Source organism: Wenzhouxiangella indolica (genome assembly GCF_042310355.1).
GTDB lineage: Bacteria > Pseudomonadota > Gammaproteobacteria > Xanthomonadales > Wenzhouxiangellaceae > Wenzhouxiangella.
Genome location: NZ_JBHJMR010000004.1, coordinates 156,705 through 172,288 on the forward strand (window position 1 = coordinate 156,705; position 15,584 = coordinate 172,288).

At 58.7% G+C, this 15,584-nt stretch carries 9 protein-coding genes; 3 read left to right on the plus strand and 6 right to left on the minus strand.

What is annotated here, in order from left to right; all coding sequences use genetic code 11:
* Positions 1 to 49 precede the first annotated feature (49 nt).
* A complete protein-coding gene (locus tag ACDC67_RS07235) occupies positions 50 to 943 on the minus strand; it encodes a hypothetical protein (RefSeq protein WP_376691860.1) in 894 nt (297 codons plus the stop codon).
* A 581-nt stretch (positions 944 to 1,524) separates the two neighbouring features.
* Positions 1,525 to 4,995, minus strand: coding sequence for a hypothetical protein (locus ACDC67_RS07240; protein WP_376691861.1), 3,471 nt, complete (start codon positions 4,993 to 4,995; stop codon positions 1,525 to 1,527).
* 286 nt (positions 4,996 to 5,281) lie between these two features.
* Here ACDC67_RS07240 and ACDC67_RS07245 point away from each other — a divergent pair, with 286 nt between their 5' ends.
* Complete coding sequence (locus tag ACDC67_RS07245) at positions 5,282 to 5,587, plus strand: hypothetical protein (protein ID WP_376691862.1); 306 nt, start codon at positions 5,282 to 5,284, stop codon at positions 5,585 to 5,587.
* A gap of 533 nt (positions 5,588 to 6,120) precedes the next feature.
* Here the strand turns inward: ACDC67_RS07245 and ACDC67_RS07250 are convergent.
* Positions 6,121 to 8,409 (minus strand): NACHT domain-containing protein, encoded by a 2,289-nt coding sequence (locus tag ACDC67_RS07250; RefSeq protein ID WP_376691864.1) that lies wholly within the window; start codon positions 8,407 to 8,409, stop codon positions 6,121 to 6,123.
* A gap of 243 nt (positions 8,410 to 8,652) precedes the next feature.
* Positions 8,653 to 9,813, minus strand: a complete 1,161-nt coding sequence (locus ACDC67_RS07255) for a phosphoglycerate kinase (protein WP_376691866.1) — start codon at positions 9,811 to 9,813, stop codon at positions 8,653 to 8,655.
* A 196-nt stretch (positions 9,814 to 10,009) separates the two neighbouring features.
* On the opposite strand from ACDC67_RS07255, the gene ACDC67_RS07260 reads away from it, so the two are divergent.
* The gene (locus ACDC67_RS07260; protein ID WP_376691868.1) at positions 10,010 to 10,498 is read left to right on the plus strand and encodes a helix-turn-helix transcriptional regulator; all 489 of its coding nucleotides are present in this window, start codon (positions 10,010 to 10,012) and stop codon (positions 10,496 to 10,498) included.
* 516 nt (positions 10,499 to 11,014) lie between these two features.
* On the opposite strand, the gene gap is transcribed toward ACDC67_RS07260, so the two are convergent.
* Together gap and tkt are read right to left on the minus strand one after the other, a co-directional pair.
* Positions 11,015 to 12,019 (minus strand): type I glyceraldehyde-3-phosphate dehydrogenase, encoded by a 1,005-nt coding sequence (gene gap, locus ACDC67_RS07265; RefSeq protein ID WP_376691870.1) that lies wholly within the window; start codon positions 12,017 to 12,019, stop codon positions 11,015 to 11,017.
* A gap of 246 nt (positions 12,020 to 12,265) precedes the next feature.
* The gene (tkt, locus tag ACDC67_RS07270) at positions 12,266 to 14,275 is read right to left on the minus strand and encodes a transketolase (protein WP_376691872.1); all 2,010 of its coding nucleotides are present in this window, start codon (positions 14,273 to 14,275) and stop codon (positions 12,266 to 12,268) included.
* Positions 14,276 to 14,554: 279 nt separating this feature from the next.
* Here tkt and ACDC67_RS07275 point away from each other — a divergent pair, with 279 nt between their 5' ends.
* On the plus strand, positions 14,555 to 15,583 hold the full coding sequence (locus ACDC67_RS07275) for a porin family protein (RefSeq protein ID WP_376691874.1): 1,029 nt from the start codon (positions 14,555 to 14,557) through the stop codon (positions 15,581 to 15,583).
* Position 15,584 lies beyond the last annotated feature (1 nt).

A 15,584-nucleotide genomic window follows, 5' to 3' on the forward strand; every position in this document is an offset into this window, starting at 1 on the left:
ATTTCTCTCGCTGGGTTCGTTGGCATCCTGATCTCTCTTAGGCTTCCGGTCACTCAAGACCGATCTGGACAGGCAACCCAATAGATTCGGCAATGGACTCTGCCCGCGAATACTTGAGCTCAAGAATAGCTCGAATGAGATCTGATAGTCGTGTGTTGTCAGTAAGTCCGCTATTACTGATAGCGCTAGCCAGCCCCTGCATTGATTGAATAACCGCTGCAGGCTCTTCATAGCTATACAGTAGCGTGTGCAATGTGGGCTTTTTTGATTCCTGATCCTGAAAGAAATAGCGGATCCGCGCACCACTACCATCAGCTTGACGCGAGCCAACCAGTAGAACCGCTTCAGGCTCGCTAAGACGCATAAGTACCGTCTCTTCTGACACTGAGACCAAGAGACGGGCCACCAGCGAGTGGACGAGGGAAACCAAATCAGAAGGCATGGAGTCTTGCTTGCATAAGACATCACGTTGTTGGAGAGCGAGGCCTTCGTGAAGCCAACCAATGAGAGCATGTCGCTTCTCAACGTACCCATCAAACCCTTCCACACCGTCAAAGTGATCGAAATGGTCGCCCAAATCCATGCTCGACAAAACGACGCCCTCTGCCGAAGCCATCAATCCAGCAAGACCGCCCGGAATCAAGACGACCGTTTGGATGTTCGAATACGGCACAGGAATTCGGATGCCATTCCAGGAAATCACGCGCATTCCCTGACTTTCTGTTTCCTCTCGCTCTAGGGCAAGGGCTTGTGGCATCGGGACCAAATCATGCAATTGCGCACGCAATTCGACGCAAGTCTCTGGCCACTCCTCAGGCGAGGTGGTTGCAATGGTGTCCCTGACACTCTGCGCCAGTTCCTGAGAGCTTGAGTGCGCGCCTTGGCACAAGAATGCCCAGAGGGCGCCAAAGGACACGGTAATTATCCAGTTCTTGATTGCCATTCCAACTCAGTAGAGCCCTAAATCCGCGTATCTCTCATGATACCGGATCAAAGCTAGTTTGCGCCTTGCAACCACACAGGCGAATTCGGGCGGCACACGGACCCGTGTAATGCGAAGTCCCGCTCGTTACCCGAGGCTCTCCGGAGCGTCGCCAACCATCCTCGCGAGTGGATGAGACGGGCACAAGGGACGGAGAGCCCCTACTACCGGGCAACCGGCTCGGCTGAAGCGCTTATTCTTAAGGCCGCCGATCTCGGCCAGCGCTGGATGAAAGGCGTCTCCGGATATTTTGCGCTCAAGCAACTACGAGAACAGCCAGTCCCTTGGCAGCACCCGCCGAATCTGCGCTTCCGATCGACCGGAATGAGTCGGGCGCCCGCCCGTGGGCGAACTTGGCCGCAGAAAGCCGCTCGATGGTTAGAATGGCTCGATCTCTGCCAATTCAAACTCAATGACAGAGATTTACAGCCTGGAGTCGGGGACAGTGGACTCAAGGCGCCGGGAAAATCGTGTGTTTCCCGGTGCTGTTATCCAGCCTTGGCGTCGACTGAAAACTCATGCTGATTTCATCCGCCGGGTTGCTAATTCTCAGCCGCCCAGAATGAATCACCGAAGATCACATCCTGTCCGAAACCGTACTGGTAGAACAGGTGTGGCACATTGTCGGGAGACAGGTAAATTCCGACCGACTGAATGTACTCTTGGTTGGAAAGCGGGCTGAAGCGATATACCAGTGCGCAAGCCTCTCCTGGCGAGAGCGTGACCGGTGTTGGAACGCAGGTACCGCCGTCCGACTCGTGAAAGGGCGCCTCGGCACCGGAAATGCCCCAGATCTCGACAGGCTCGTCGGTCGAGTTGGAGACCCGCATGGTTCGCGGATCGGATTGCTGTCCAAGCCCGACGGAACCGAAATCAAGTCGACTAGGCAAAAGCGTCAATGAGCCAGGGTTGATGTAGTACTCCCTCGAGTCCCAACTACCTCGGTTGGCGTCATCGCCAACATAGGAGGCCGTAACGTCGATCCAGCCTGATCCATCATGTGAAAGTGAGCATTGGCCATCCTGCAAAGGAACCGAGCAAGAAGAATCGGAACCGACGCTGATCTCCACCGTACCGGTCGGATTCACGCCGCCCGAGAAAGCCACATTCACCTCGATTGGCTGTCCCGTAGCCTGCACCCGATCCGGCGAGATTTCCGTTATTTCGGTTGTAGTTTCATAGCGCGCCAGTGTGCTGACAGGCGCCGATTCGCTGTTCTTATGAGTCGGTGAGCGCGAGAAAATGGCTGTGAGCTCCCTCGGCCCGCTGCCTTCATACTCAATCGCGCATCTGTACTCGGTGGCAGCATCTGCATCTTGCTCCAACGAGGTCTCGCAGTATTCCCCGGCGTCACTGACCACTTTAATAAATCCGGACTCCGGCGGCCCTTCCACGCCTGTGACGCTCGCCGTAACCACAGCGCCGTGCAGATAGGGATAGTCCTGTCCGCCGCCGGGAACCAGCTCGACGATCTCCGTCGACGACGGCTCGCGAACAAACCGGGCAAGCCCCCATGCCGGGAAACCGCCTACCCTCTCGAAGTATCCGGCCACCAGGGGCGAGCCCATCCATTTGACTAGAGTGGTCGGCATGAATCCCGGGCCAGAGCCACCAGGGCCCAGTGGCCACCAGCCATCTTCGTCGAAACGAGCGACGTAGTGCAGATCGGAGCTACGTTCGAACCTTCCGGTAGCATGAATGCGCCCATCGATCACCGATATCGCTCTAATTACGTCAACATTGCCCAGAAAATTCGACGGGCTTTGGATCGGATTCCATGATTGGCCATCCCATCGCACAATCGCTTCTGCATCGACCTCTCCCACTTCGGAAAAGCTACCGGCCACGATGAGATCATCCTCGAAGCGGAGCATGGTCCAAACACTGCTATCCGGGCCGTCACCAGAAGCTGGCGAGGGATTCCGCCACTCCCCCTGTTCGAACCTCGCAACATATTCCACCGGCTGCCCATCTACCCAGGTGAAATCCCCGCCCGCATAGAGGTCTCCCTGATAGGCCGTGAGATCTCGAATCCTTTCGCTGAATCCTGCCGAACCGCTGGCATGCAATCGATGCCAATCGGAGCCGATCATTCTGACCACATGGAATTCAATCGGGTATCCCGAGGCATTGGGCCTCGAGCTTACGGCCACCAAATCACCATCCCAAAGGCCCAACGCGTAAGTCGGTCCCGTGAATAGGTCAAACGCGGTCATTGGGGACCATCCTTCACTGCCATAACGAGCGATGTTCCGAGACCACACGCCACCAGCCTGTTCAAATTCTCCGGCAACAATCAGGTCATCGCCCAGGACCTGCAAGTCGTGCACTTTTGCCTCTGCATCCTGTCGCGAAACACCATACGATCCGTTCTCCCCAAGCCCCTGCCAATTCGCACCATCCCACAGTGCCACATGATTCACAGTCTCCGAACCAGCCCAGACAAAAGAGCCGCCTACCACTAGATTGCCCTTCCAGATCGTGCTGGTCGTAACACCGCCCGAGAGAATTCCCGTGCCCGTACCGGCCTCGAGGTTCTGAGGGACTTGACCGTCGAATAGTGCCACGCCATTTACACCCAAGCCCGCCAGGGAGGACAAATACCCGCCCAGCACAAGCTGCCCTTCGTAGTTCGCCAAGGCCTTTGTACGGTTTACCGAATCCAACACAGTCCCGTCTGCAGTCTTAACGTGCTGCCAGGCTTCGCCCGTCCAACGCAACAGACCCTTCAGTCGGTCGAGCGGATCCAACGTCTTGCGAAACTCACCGCTTGCATAAAGCTCGCCATTCCATTGAATAAGATCTTGCAGGTGCTCGGGATAGTAGTCGGCCCCGGGGTCACTCGGGAAATCCGCCAAGGACTGGCCATCCCATGATTTTAGCCAGCGCTCTCCGCCCAGAATCAAATCCGGACCAAGCCGCGTCATGGAGCTCACATGATTCAGGCAGGGCCCGCCGGTCTCCTCTCGCAGTGGTCGCCAGAGACCATCATGCAAACGCGCGACCTTGCAGGCGAGAACACCCCCGGCTGCATCGAAGGCGCCGCCAACGATCAGCTCACCTTCAAAGTTGTGCAGCGCATAGACAGGTCCATTCGGCCCGTCTTCGGACGAAGTGAGACCTCCGCCGGCGGCTCCGCTAACCGGCTGCCAGGTATCGCCGTTCCAACGGGCCAGGTTGCTGACTTCCAAGCCACCGGCTCGGTCAAAAAGGCCGCCCACAATCAAGTCTCCTTCATGAACGGCGAAAGCACGAACGTCAGAGGGATAACCCGCCTCCCGCCAGACGCCTGTGCCTGAGCTTCCTGTCAGCGGTTGCCAAGCGGATCCATCCCAGCGGGCGACGCCATTGAACTCGCTATCGCCGATCTGCTGGAATTCCCCGCCGATGTAGAGATCATCCTGGTAGATGGCTAGATCATTGATCGAGATGCCCGGGTTCGTCGGCTGCGTTAGAACGTCACCGTACGATTGCCACTGCGCGCCATCCCAGCGAGCGATGGATACCGCGTTGATCGCACCGGCAGCATCGAAGTCGCCGGCGACAATCAATTCACCGTCGTGGACCAGCGCCGTATGGATCGCTCCATTGACGCCGGGTCCAAAAAATTCGGACTGCCACCCAAACGAACTCCCCGCTATCGATGTTGTTGCAAGAATGTTGCCTTCTCTCCCGACCACGGAAAAGGATTCATCGAGCTGCCCGCGCCTTAGCTCCACCAGACTCATGGGATCGTCAAGGACAATGGCCTGACTGGCTGGAACTGGCGTGCCTGAACTGGCTAATCTGGTTGGGACCAACCGCACCGGAAGCGAGCCGGTCCAGTGAGCCGCTACCTGGGCGGCACCGCCGTTCTGCCCATCGTCCACAACCACAATAGATAGGTCCGATTCAGGGCTCGCTGCCGACGGATGATCCGTCGGCAAAACAGCCGCCAGCAACAGTGGGAGAAGCGAAAGAAACCGGAAATTGAACACCAAAAGAAGCCCCCAGCCGATGGAAGATAGAGCCACGAGCGACCCATTAGATAACGCGCATGAACCCTCTGCGGAGTTCATGTTAGCGGAAAATAAATGGCGATGCGCGTGAAAGGGTGGTACGACTCGGAACACTCACGACTTGTAGGATATTTCCTACAGATCATCGCGCAACTGGCCCGATTTCGCTCTTTGTCGATCCCGCTATCATAGATGGATGGCTTATACCCGCAGCCAACTGGGCAGCGACGGGGATCCTGGCTTCTTCCACGCATGAAGGCTCTTATCCTTTGAACCGGTCGCGGATCCTGATTTCGACACCGTGGCCGACCTCACAGAATCCTGCTACATCGAGCTCGTGCGCTGGACAGGACAACGGGCGCACCCGGACAAACGCAGCAAGCTTTCCACTGCCGATGAATCTCCGCCCGAGAGTCTTCAGAGCGTCGCCAACCATCCGCTCGAGTGGATGCGACGGGTACAAGGGACGGCGAGCCGCTACTACCGGGCAATCGGCTCGGCCGAAGCGCTTATGCTTGAGGCTGCCGATCTTGGCCAGCGTTGGATTAAAGGCGTCTCCCGAGAGTTTGCCCTCAAGAAACTACGAGAACAGCCAGCCCCTTGGTAGCACCCGCCTAATCTGCGCTTCCGATCGACCGGAATGAGACGGGCGCCTGCCCGTGCACGAACTCGGCCGCAGTTGGCCAGCCTGCCAAACGGAAGGGCCACTCGCTGCCACTTCCGGCTCAATCCCAGAGTCCCCGGAGACCAATCAGGTCCCGTGACGCTCGATACACCCGGCACCCGGAGAATCATGGGTGTCCCGTTTTTTTGTTGACGCTCGATACACCCAGAGAATCGTGGGTGTCTCGTTTTTTTGCTTCCGGGGAGTTCGCCTTGTAGAAGCTACGACATCAGCCTGTCCCCTGGTTGCGCTCCCTCTGGGTCTACGATTGATCCGGACGAGCCGGGCGTCCACCCGTGCACAAAGTCAGCCGTAGACGGCCAACTGATAACTCAATTCACCCGGTCACTGCCGCTCCGGCTTAAATCCCAGCAGTCTTAATAGCCCAGGCGCCTCCCTTCCGTTCAGTTCGCCGGGCAAATCGTGAGTGCCCTGGTTTTCCGCTGAGCAATACCAATTTCCATGGGATTATCCTACTAGCTGCTCCCAGCCTTGCTTTTTTTCTCACTAGTGGCTTTCTCTATGGGTAGCTTATATAGATCGTCAATAAACTTCTTTGCGCCTGGATTATTTCTTAGACCGGCCTTCAAATTTTTTGACATTTTTTTTGCTGCCTTCGTTAACCCAGAATAGCGCAGATCTTCCTCGTGACGAATACCTAGCTTAATTTCTATTGGGATATCAGCACCATACTCATCGATAAGCTTAGCGAAATCTAGATCATTGTCATGCTCTGCCTTTATAAGCACGAGGAAAAAGATGGCCAGCGCATTTTCTCTATTCTTCTCGCCGTCTAGCAATTGGCTGGCTATCCATTCTGCATGTTTTGCAAAATCTGAGTAGCTATAGCAGCCTACGATTACATTCCGGAAAAACCCTAGCAAATGAATTCGGCTAAGCTTGGCGAGTGGCGTATCTACACCCCCATCGCAAATCTCAAAGTACAGCTTGGCTGAGTCTTGAATTACTTGCTTTAATGACTCTCTTCGGCAATGGGACGGTGTCGTGTACGCGGCCTGAAGCATGTTTCCAAAATGGACCATCCGGTTAAACCGAAGCACTTCTCCCGGCAGTTCCATGCAAGCCAAATCCCCAAGAACCTTTGGGCAATCTTTTAAGGAACCCACAAAAAAATACGCACTAGTTACGTTGGAATAAAAGAAGGCAGAATAATCTAACTCTCTCTCACCCCGTCTCAGCCAAAGCCGTGCTTGAAAATATTCCGCAAATGTACGGTGACGGAAGGAGAGGGTGCCTGCCGCCCCTCGGTAGAGGACCATGCACCTTTTACAAAGCTTGTCGACAACCTCCTCTGGTGAAACACCGGAGATGTCGCGTTCTGAAATATACTGGCGGAAAATATCTACCACTTCTGATTCAGCTAGCTGAAAGGATCCTGACTCAAACATTCGCCCAGAAACCTCCTCGAGACCTTGAAACATGACCTGAGATTCTTTCTGGTGCAGAAGGCCTTTCTCAATCTCCCACCTCTCCAAGACCAAGCCAAAGTACCGCTCAAATAGATCTGGAACGGTCGCGGGCAACTCTTTTGACTGCTGATTCATAAGACTGCCAAGTAGGATGTAGGCAATCGGCGTTGAGTCAAAAGCCCGTATCAGATTGTTTGAGCTCAGATCTTGAATGACTCTTTCACTGATACTTGTGGCGTCCGCTATCTCTGTCAAGAAACTGATTGCACGCTTCCCGCGTAGAGCTTCTATTTCTAGGCGATCCATTTTACTGAATGTAGAATGCAGGGCCCCCGTATACCTATCTACAGGCCTAGATGAAACCAACAGGCGCAAGCCTTCATTTTGGTGCACAGTCTGGAACGCGATCTCCAAAAGTTCGGATATCTGATCCTCGTCACCTCCGACCTCATCAAGCCCATCAACCAAGACGTAAACCTCACAGCCCTCGTGCCGCAACTCCTTAGGCACTACTTCAGCTAACCAGTCTTCTGCAGTAGCTACAATATCCACAAAGCCCTGGGCTGAGATCAGTATCGGGATCAACGAACCAGACGAAAACTCGTCATCATCAAGAAGAGATACAGCAAGTTTTCTCATGGCTTTTGACTTGCCACCACCCATCTTTGCCTCGAATAGGCAGAGCCGATTTCGCTTTAGGTGCTTCTTCAGCCCGTTAATCGACCCGATCTCTTTTTCTTTTTTGTAAAATCCTGCCGAGTCCTCTGAGAGCAGGAAAATCTCGGGCTCAACATAGATTGAAGATAGACCCGGAACTAATTCGCTCGCCTTCTCCGCGACGTCAATTGTATGCCTGAGTTGATCAGCATAATTCTGCAGCCTAATCGGCACGTCATCGATTGCGCCGTTTAAGTGTTTCTCAACCAATGAGCACAGAGGGTCGATCGATATAAATTTGACGTTAGAAGCATTGTGCTTGTCTCGAATTTTCTCCTGCGCATTTCTTGAAATATTTCCATTGCATACGACCCATACTGAGTTTAAGTATCTTTCTTCTCCATCGATGAGCCTTCTTACTCTGCACTCTTCTATCTGTCGATCGACGTCAGCGTGCCCCTGACTTATCGACCCACACTTAACAACTACGCCAATCGATTCTTCTGACGCCAGATCAGAGTCAAATCGCTCTAGAACAAAGTCAGCGCCCATCTCGTCAATGCCATGCGTATAAATTACTCTCCGGACATTCGGCATTGCACCGAACAGCCTGTGGAGCATCGGGTGAAACTGACGCACCTCATCTTTGAGGCCTTGAATCTGTTGTTTAAGCTTCATGAGAGCCCTCCACTCTTAACGCGCAGCCCCATCCTCTGAGTTCTCCCGGAAATATCTCAGGGGCTTTTGGGCAACAAGAGTAGAATCACCAACAACATCTGCTACGTCGCCGTTGCACGGTGATTCTAGAGTTATCCTACTGCCCACCTTTTAACAAAACTAGCTCAGAGGCATCACTGGGTCAAACCAGAGAGCTTGGAAAATAGTTCGCAATCTTTGTTTGCGGTGTCTTAAATCAACGTGTCAGGAAACCAACGCCTCAATCGCTGGCAGATCTTTTCCCTCCACATACTCCAAAAACGCCCCACCGGCCGTCGAAATGTAATCAATCCGATCCGCTACATGAAACTTCTCGATCGCCGCGATGGTGTCCCCGCCGCCGGCGAGCGTGAAGCCCTTGCAGGCGGCCACGGCATGCGCGATGGCCTGCGTGCCGGAATGGAAGGCCTCGAACTCGAATACGCCTACCGGGCCGTTCCAAACCACGGTACCGGCCTGGCGAACGATGGCGGCGAGGTTGCCGGCGGTTTCGGGGCCGATGTCGAGGATCATTTCTTCCTTGTGGACGCGGCCGACGGATCTCAGCGTGGCGTGGGCGTCTTCGTGGAAGCGCTCGGCGGTGAGGACGTCAGTGGGTAGTGGGATTGCGGCGCCCTTTTCTTCGGCGCGCTTGATCAGGTCTTTGGCTGTGTCTACCAGGTCCTTTTCGTAGAGCGAGCCGCCGACGTCGTAGCCGGCAGCGACCAGGAAGGTGTTGGCGATGCCGCCGCCGACGATGAGCTGGTCGACCTTGTCGATCAGGGCTTCGAGCACGGTGAGCTTGGACGAGACCTTGGCGCCGCCGACAATCGCGACCATGGGCCGCCCGGGCTTGGCCAGGGCTTTTTCCAGGGAGTCGACTTCGCGCGCCAGCAGGGGGCCGGCGCAGGCTACTTGTGAGTGCCGGATCACGCCTTCGGTGGAGGCCTGGGCGCGGTGGGCGGTGGCGAAGGCGTCGAAGACCAGGACGTCGGCCAGGGCGGCCATCTTTTTCGCCAGCGCGTCGTCGTTGGCTTTTTCGCCTTTCAGGAACCGGACGTTTTCGAGCAGGACGACCTGGCCCTTGTCGACTTCCACGCCGTCGATCCAGTCGCGCTTGAGTTCGACGGGCTGGCCGAGCATTTCGGTGAGCTTCTCGGCCACCGGGGCCAGGGTGAATTCCTCGTCGAACTTGCCCTCTTCCGGGCGGCCGAGGTGGGACATGACCATCACCGCCGCGCCGGCGTCGACGGCCTGCTTGATCGTGGGCAGGGCGGCTTCGATGCGGGCCGCGGAGGTGACCTGGCCGCCCCGGATGGGGACGTTGAGGTCGGCGCGGATGAGGACGCGTTTGCCTTGGAGATCGACCTGGTCGAGGGTTTTCATCTCTTGGTTTCCTGGTTGGCTGGTTTGCTTGTTGGCTGGTTGTTCAGTTTAGAGAGGGGTGGGGTTGGGCTCAAGGGGTGGCGGGGCTCGATTGGGCGGGTCGGGGCAGTTTCGGGTACATTTCGGGTTGGTGTCGTGTGCAATTTCGCGGCCCGAAGTGATGATGCAGCCACCTCGGAACCAAAGGAACTGCTTGATGATTGTCCGAAAACTCAGACTCCGGAACGGCTGGTCGCAGGATCAGCTGGCCGAATTTGCCGGCGTGACGGTTCGCACTATTCAGCGGCTCGAGCGCGGGCACAAACCGAGTCTGGAGACGGCCAAGGCATTGGCGGCGGTATTCGAGGTGGACTGTACAACTTTCACTTTGGAGGACGACGACATGACTCGGAACGACGATCAATGCACCGACACCAAGGACGAGCACCTCGAGCCGGAGGAAGCTGAAGCGCTCGAATATGCCCAGGGGATCAAGGACTTTTATAGCGGGGTGGCGTGCTTTTTGAGTCTCGCCATCATGTTCTTCACGTTCTTCGGCTTCAACGAACCCGTCCTGAACCTGGTCTTCGGTGGTATCGGACTCTGGCTTGTTATTCAGGGGCTGGTGGCCTTCGAGATCATTCGGCTGCCGTTCCAGGATCTGGAGCGGCGGCTGGCGGAGAAGAAGCTGGGGCGGAAGCTCTGATTGGCTGGTTTTTTGGTTGTTTGGTTTTTTGGTGTTTTGGTTGGGGGCTTCGTGGGGTGTGTGGAGGTGTGGCTGCAGCACGTCAGTCGTGTCAGACGGGAGCTGATGCGTTACGGCTTCGCCTTCACGCATCCTACGTGTGCTTGCGGGGCGGGCAGAGGAAAAGGTCTGGCCGGGTGCCGGGGTTTTTGGGGTTTGGTTGGGGGCTTCGTGGGGTGTGTGGAGGTGTGGCCGCAGCGGGGCAGTCGCGCCAGGTGGGAGCTGATGCGTTACGGCTTTGCCTTCACGCATCCTACGAGTGCTGGTGCTGCGGCTCTCCTTGGCGTGGCCGGTTTCGTAGGATGCGTGGAGCGGCAGCGCAACGCATCGGCTACCGGTGGGCTCGGCTGATGCGTTACGGCTTCGCCTTCACGCATCCTACGTGTGACTGCGGGGCGGGCAGGGGTGGGTAGACGAAAAGGCCCGGCGGGGTGCCGGGCCTTTTTGGGGGTCGGGGCTTGGCCCCGGGTGTCGGGCTCAGACCTTGGACAGGACCAGGGCGGTGTCGAGCATGCGGTTGGAGAAGCCCCACTCGTTGTCGTACCAGCTGAAGACCTTGACCAGGCGGCCGCTGGTTTTCGTCAGCGTGGCGTCGAAGATGGATGAGTGCGGGTTGTGGTTGAAGTCGCTGCTCACCAGGGGCTCGGTGTTGTAGGCGAGGATGCCGTTGAGCGCGCCGTCGCTGGATTTCTTGACCACGTCGTTGATCTCGTCGACCGAGGTGTCGCGGCTGGCGATGAAGCTCAGGTCGACGACCGAGACGTTGATGGTCGGCACGCGGATGGAGTAGCCGTCGAGCTTGCCGTCGAGTTCGGGCATGACCAGGCCGACGGCGGCGGCTGCACCGGTCTTGGTCGGGATCTGGTTGTGCGCGGCGGCGCGGGCGCGACGCGGGTCCTTGTGGTAGACGTCGGTCAGGACCTGGTCGTTGGTGTAGGCGTGAATCGTGGTCATCAGACCCTGTTCGATGCCGATGGCGTCGTGGATGGGCTTGACCAGCGGGGCCAGGCAGTTGGTGGTGCAGCTGGCATTCGAGGCGATGTCGTCGCCGGCCTTCAAGATGTCGTGGTTGACCCCGTAGACGATGGTCGGCAGGTCCTTGCCGGCCGGGGCGGAGATCAGCACCTTGCGCGCACCACCCGTCAGGTGGGCCGAAGCCTTTTCCTTGCTCGCGAACAGCCCGGTGCACTCGAGCACCACGTCCACGCCCATCTCGCCCCAGGGCAGCTTGGCCGGATCGCGCTCGGCCAGGACACGGATCTTGTCGCCGTTGACGATCATGTGGTCGCCTTCGACCGAGACCTCGCCCGGGAACTTGCCGTGGGCGGTGTCGCGCTGGGTCAGCAGGGCGTTGGTTTCGGCGTCGGCCAGGTCGTTGATGGCGACGATCTGGATTTCGCTGGTGCGATCGGCTTCGTAGAGCGCGCGCAGCACGTTGCGGCCGATGCGGCCGTAGCCGTTGATGGCAACCTTTATAGGCATCTGAGTCTCCAAATTCGTTGGCTTTCAGGGATGTGAAGATTGTACTGCGAGCGGGCCGCGCGAACCACCGGAACCTGCCTAATGATCAATTTTCAAGCACCAAGTACCAAACAATTTTCAATTTGCAATGACCGAATGACGGAAACTCGCCTACCGTCGGCGACGCCCGGATGTCGTTTGGTCATTGGGTATTCAGTCCTTGTTTGTAAATTGGTGCTTGGTACTTGATCATTCCGTCCGCGACGGTTACAGCACTTCGCGAACAGCAGCCACCACGCGCTCAGTCGTAAACCCGAACTCTTCGAACAGGTCCTCCGCCGGCGCGGACGCCCCGAAGGTATCCATGCCGATGACCTTGCCGTGCTGGCCGACGAAGGGCCACCAATAGTAGGTCACACCGGCTTCGATGGCCACGCGGGCGGTGACGTCGCTCGGCAGGACTGACTTCTGGTAGCTCTCGTCCTGCTCGAGGAAGCGGCCGGGGTTGGGCATGGAGACGACGCGGACTTGCTTGCCGTCGCCCGCCAGTTGCTCGGCGGCTTCCATGGCCAGGCCGACTTCCGAGCCGGTGGCGATGAGGATGGCATCAGGTTCGCCGCCTTCGGCTTCCTTGAGGATGTAGCCGCCCTTGGCGATCGCCTTGATCTGCTGCTCGTCCTTTTCCAGGTGCGGCAGGCCCTGGCGGGTGAGGATCAGGGCGGTGGGATCCTTGCGGCGCTTGAGGGCCTCGGCCCAGGCGGCGGCGGTTTCGACCTTGTCGGCCGGGCGCCAGACGTCCAGGTTGGGAATCATGCGCAGGCTGGTGGTGTGCTCGACCGGCTGGTGCGTGGGGCCGTCCTCGCCCAGGCCGATGGAATCGTGCGTGTAGACGTGGATGGCGCCGGTGGGGATCAGCGCGGACATGCGCACGGCGTTGCGCGCGTAGTCGGAGAACACCAGGAAAGTGCCCGAGTAGGGAATGAAGCCGCCGTGCAGGTAGATGCCGTTGACGATGGCGGTCATGCCGAACTCGCGCACGCCGTAGTAGATGTAGTTGCCATTGGCCGGGTCTTCGGTGACGTCGACGCTGCCCGACCAGTTGGTGTTGTTCGAGCCGGTCAGGTCGGCCGAGCCGCCGAGCAGCTCGGGCAGGTGCGGGCCAAATTCCTCCAGCGTGGCGCCGGAAGCCTTGCGGGTCGCCACCTTCTTGTCGTCGCCCTGCATCTTCGCCAGGATCCTGTCGACCAGGCCGTCGAAGTCTTCGGGCAGCTCGCCTTTCATGCGCCGCTCGAACTCGGCGGCCTTCTCCGGGTGGGCGGCCTTGTAGGCTTCGAAGCGCTCGTTCCAATCCTTCTCGGCAGCGGCGCCGTTTTCGCGGGCGTCCCAGGCGCTCCGGATGTCGTCGGGGATCTCGAAGGGCGGATGGTTCCAGCCCAGCTGCTCGCGTGCGGCGGCGATTTCATCCTCGCCCAGGGCCGCACCGTGCACGCCGGCGGTGCCGGCCTTGTTGGGGGCGCCGAAGCCGATTGTGGTCTTGCAGCAGATCAGCGTGGGCTTGTCGTGCACCGCGGTGGCGCGGTCGATCGCCGCCGAGACGGCCTCGGCGCTGTGGCCGTCGACGTCCTCGACCACGTGCCAGCCGTAGGCCTTGAAGCGTGCCGGGGTGTCGTCGTTGAACCAGCCGTCGGTATTGCCGTCGATGGAAATGTTGTTGTCGTCGTAGAACACGACCAGCTTGCCCAGCTCGAGCGTGCCGGCCAGGGAGCAGGCCTCGTGCGAGATGCCTTCCATCAGGCAGCCGTCGCCGGCGAACACCCAGGTGTGGTGGTCGACGGTGGTGTGCTCGTCGGTGTTGAAGCGCGCGGCCAGCATTTTCTCGGCCAGGGCCATGCCGACCCCGTTGGCCAGGCCCTGCCCCAGCGGGCCGGTGGTGGTCTCCACGCCCGGGGCGTCCTTGCGCTCGGGGTGGCCCGGCGTCATCGAGTGCAGCTGGCGGAAGTTCTTGAGCTCTTCCATCGGCAGGTCGTAGCCGGTCAGGTGCAGCACGCTGTAGAGCAGCATCGAGCCGTGGCCGTTGGAGACGACGAAGCGGTCGCGGTCGAACCAGTCCGGATTGGCCGGGTTGTGCTTGTGGTGGTCGCGGAAGAGGACTTCGACGATGTCGGCCATGCCCATGGGCATGCCGGGGTGGCCTGAGTTGGCGCGCTCGACGGCGTCCATGGAAAGGGCTCGCACGGCGTTGGCGAGCTGGCGACGATCCTGGGTGGGCTGGGTCATGAAAATCTGCTGCCTGCTTGTAAAGTCGGCGGGAAAGCCGCACATTTTAGCGTCCCTGGCGGCCGGCCGGGCAAGTAACCGGCAACCGCCGCTTTCGGGGCCGGTCAGGCCGAACGGATCACCAGAGACAATCCCGTTAATATCCGGCACTTGCGTGTTTTTTTGCGAGTGCATCCTGCACAAAGCTCTGATACACTGCAAACTAGGAAAAACTTTATTGGACCAGCGACGTCAAAGTGGGGGCAGTCTGGTACTTTTTTGACATTGGGTTCGAGGGAAATGAGTCGCCTCAAGCACATTCTGCTGATCGTGTTCGCGCTGATCGCCGCCGGGGCCCAGGCCCAGGTCGGCAATGATGTGCCGTGGTCGATCGTGCCCGAGAATCGGGCGGAAGCGCCGGAATCCGCCCCGCCCCCGGCGGTTCAGCTGGCCTCCGACCGCTCGCCCCTGGGCCTGCCCGGGGAGCGCCCGCGCCTGTCGATGACGATGCCGCTTTCCGGCAACCGCTCGGCGTTGTCCGACGGCGACAACGGCGGCAGCGCGTTTTCCTGGTCGCTGAAGGCCTGGCAGATGAACACCGCCAGCCTCGCGCACATCCAGTGCAGCCAGGGCACGATGACCATGAATTCCTACCTCGCGGAAGACTGCCGCTTCGTCGACCGGCCCCTGCCGAGCGACTCGATGAACCTGCTGCAGGTCTCCGGCGACTGGATGGCCGCGCCCGGCCTGAAGCTGGGCATCAGCGCCTTCCGCGGTGACGATGCCCCGGCCACGGCCGAACAGCCCTTCGCATTCGAGCTCGACCCCGAATTGCTGGCGCGCAATGCCGGCGAAGACATCGATAGTGCCGTGGAAGGCCTGGACGTCAACGTCAGCTTCGGCATTCAGACCGAGCGCATCGGCGATTTCCTGGTCGGCCTGCAGTTGGCCCGCTACCGGCAGCGCATGAGCATGGCCGAACTGGGCATGTCCTTCGATCCGCTCGAAACCGTCAGCGACATGCGCTACAGCAACAGCGCCCAGGTGCTGCTGGGCTGGCGCCGCGGCAACTTCAGCGGCGAAATGCTCGGCCAACACCGCGAAGTGCCGCTGTGGCTCGGGCCCGAGCAGGCGCCCTCGACCCTCAACTCTTTCGACCTGGAGTTTTCCTGGCAGGCGCAGCGCAACGCTTCGCTGTCGATCGGCGTGAGCAACGTCATGGACGCCGCCCCGCGCGCCGACGAGGCCAGCCCGGACGCGGCACTTGAAGATCCGCTCGAAAGCGTCTACGGTCGCATTCCCTACGTGCGCTACAAGCACGATCTGTAGT

Bases quoted from the DNA above. Each gene is read 5' to 3' on its own strand.
- ACDC67_RS07250 (WP_376691864.1), bottom strand. From the start codon at position 8,409: ATGAAGCTTAAACAACAGATTCAAGGCCTCAAAGATGAGGTGCGTCAG.
- ACDC67_RS07275 (WP_376691874.1), top strand. From the start codon at position 14,555: ATGAGTCGCCTCAAGCACATTCTGCTGATCGTGTTCGCGCTGATCGCC.
- ACDC67_RS07255 (WP_376691866.1), bottom strand. From the start codon at position 9,813: ATGAAAACCCTCGACCAGGTCGATCTCCAAGGCAAACGCGTCCTCATC.
- ACDC67_RS07235 (WP_376691860.1), bottom strand. From the start codon at position 943: ATGGCAATCAAGAACTGGATAATTACCGTGTCCTTTGGCGCCCTCTGG.
- gap (WP_376691870.1), bottom strand. From the start codon at position 12,019: ATGCCTATAAAGGTTGCCATCAACGGCTACGGCCGCATCGGCCGCAAC.
- ACDC67_RS07260 (WP_376691868.1), top strand. From the start codon at position 10,010: ATGATTGTCCGAAAACTCAGACTCCGGAACGGCTGGTCGCAGGATCAG.
- tkt (WP_376691872.1), bottom strand. From the start codon at position 14,275: ATGACCCAGCCCACCCAGGATCGTCGCCAGCTCGCCAACGCCGTGCGA.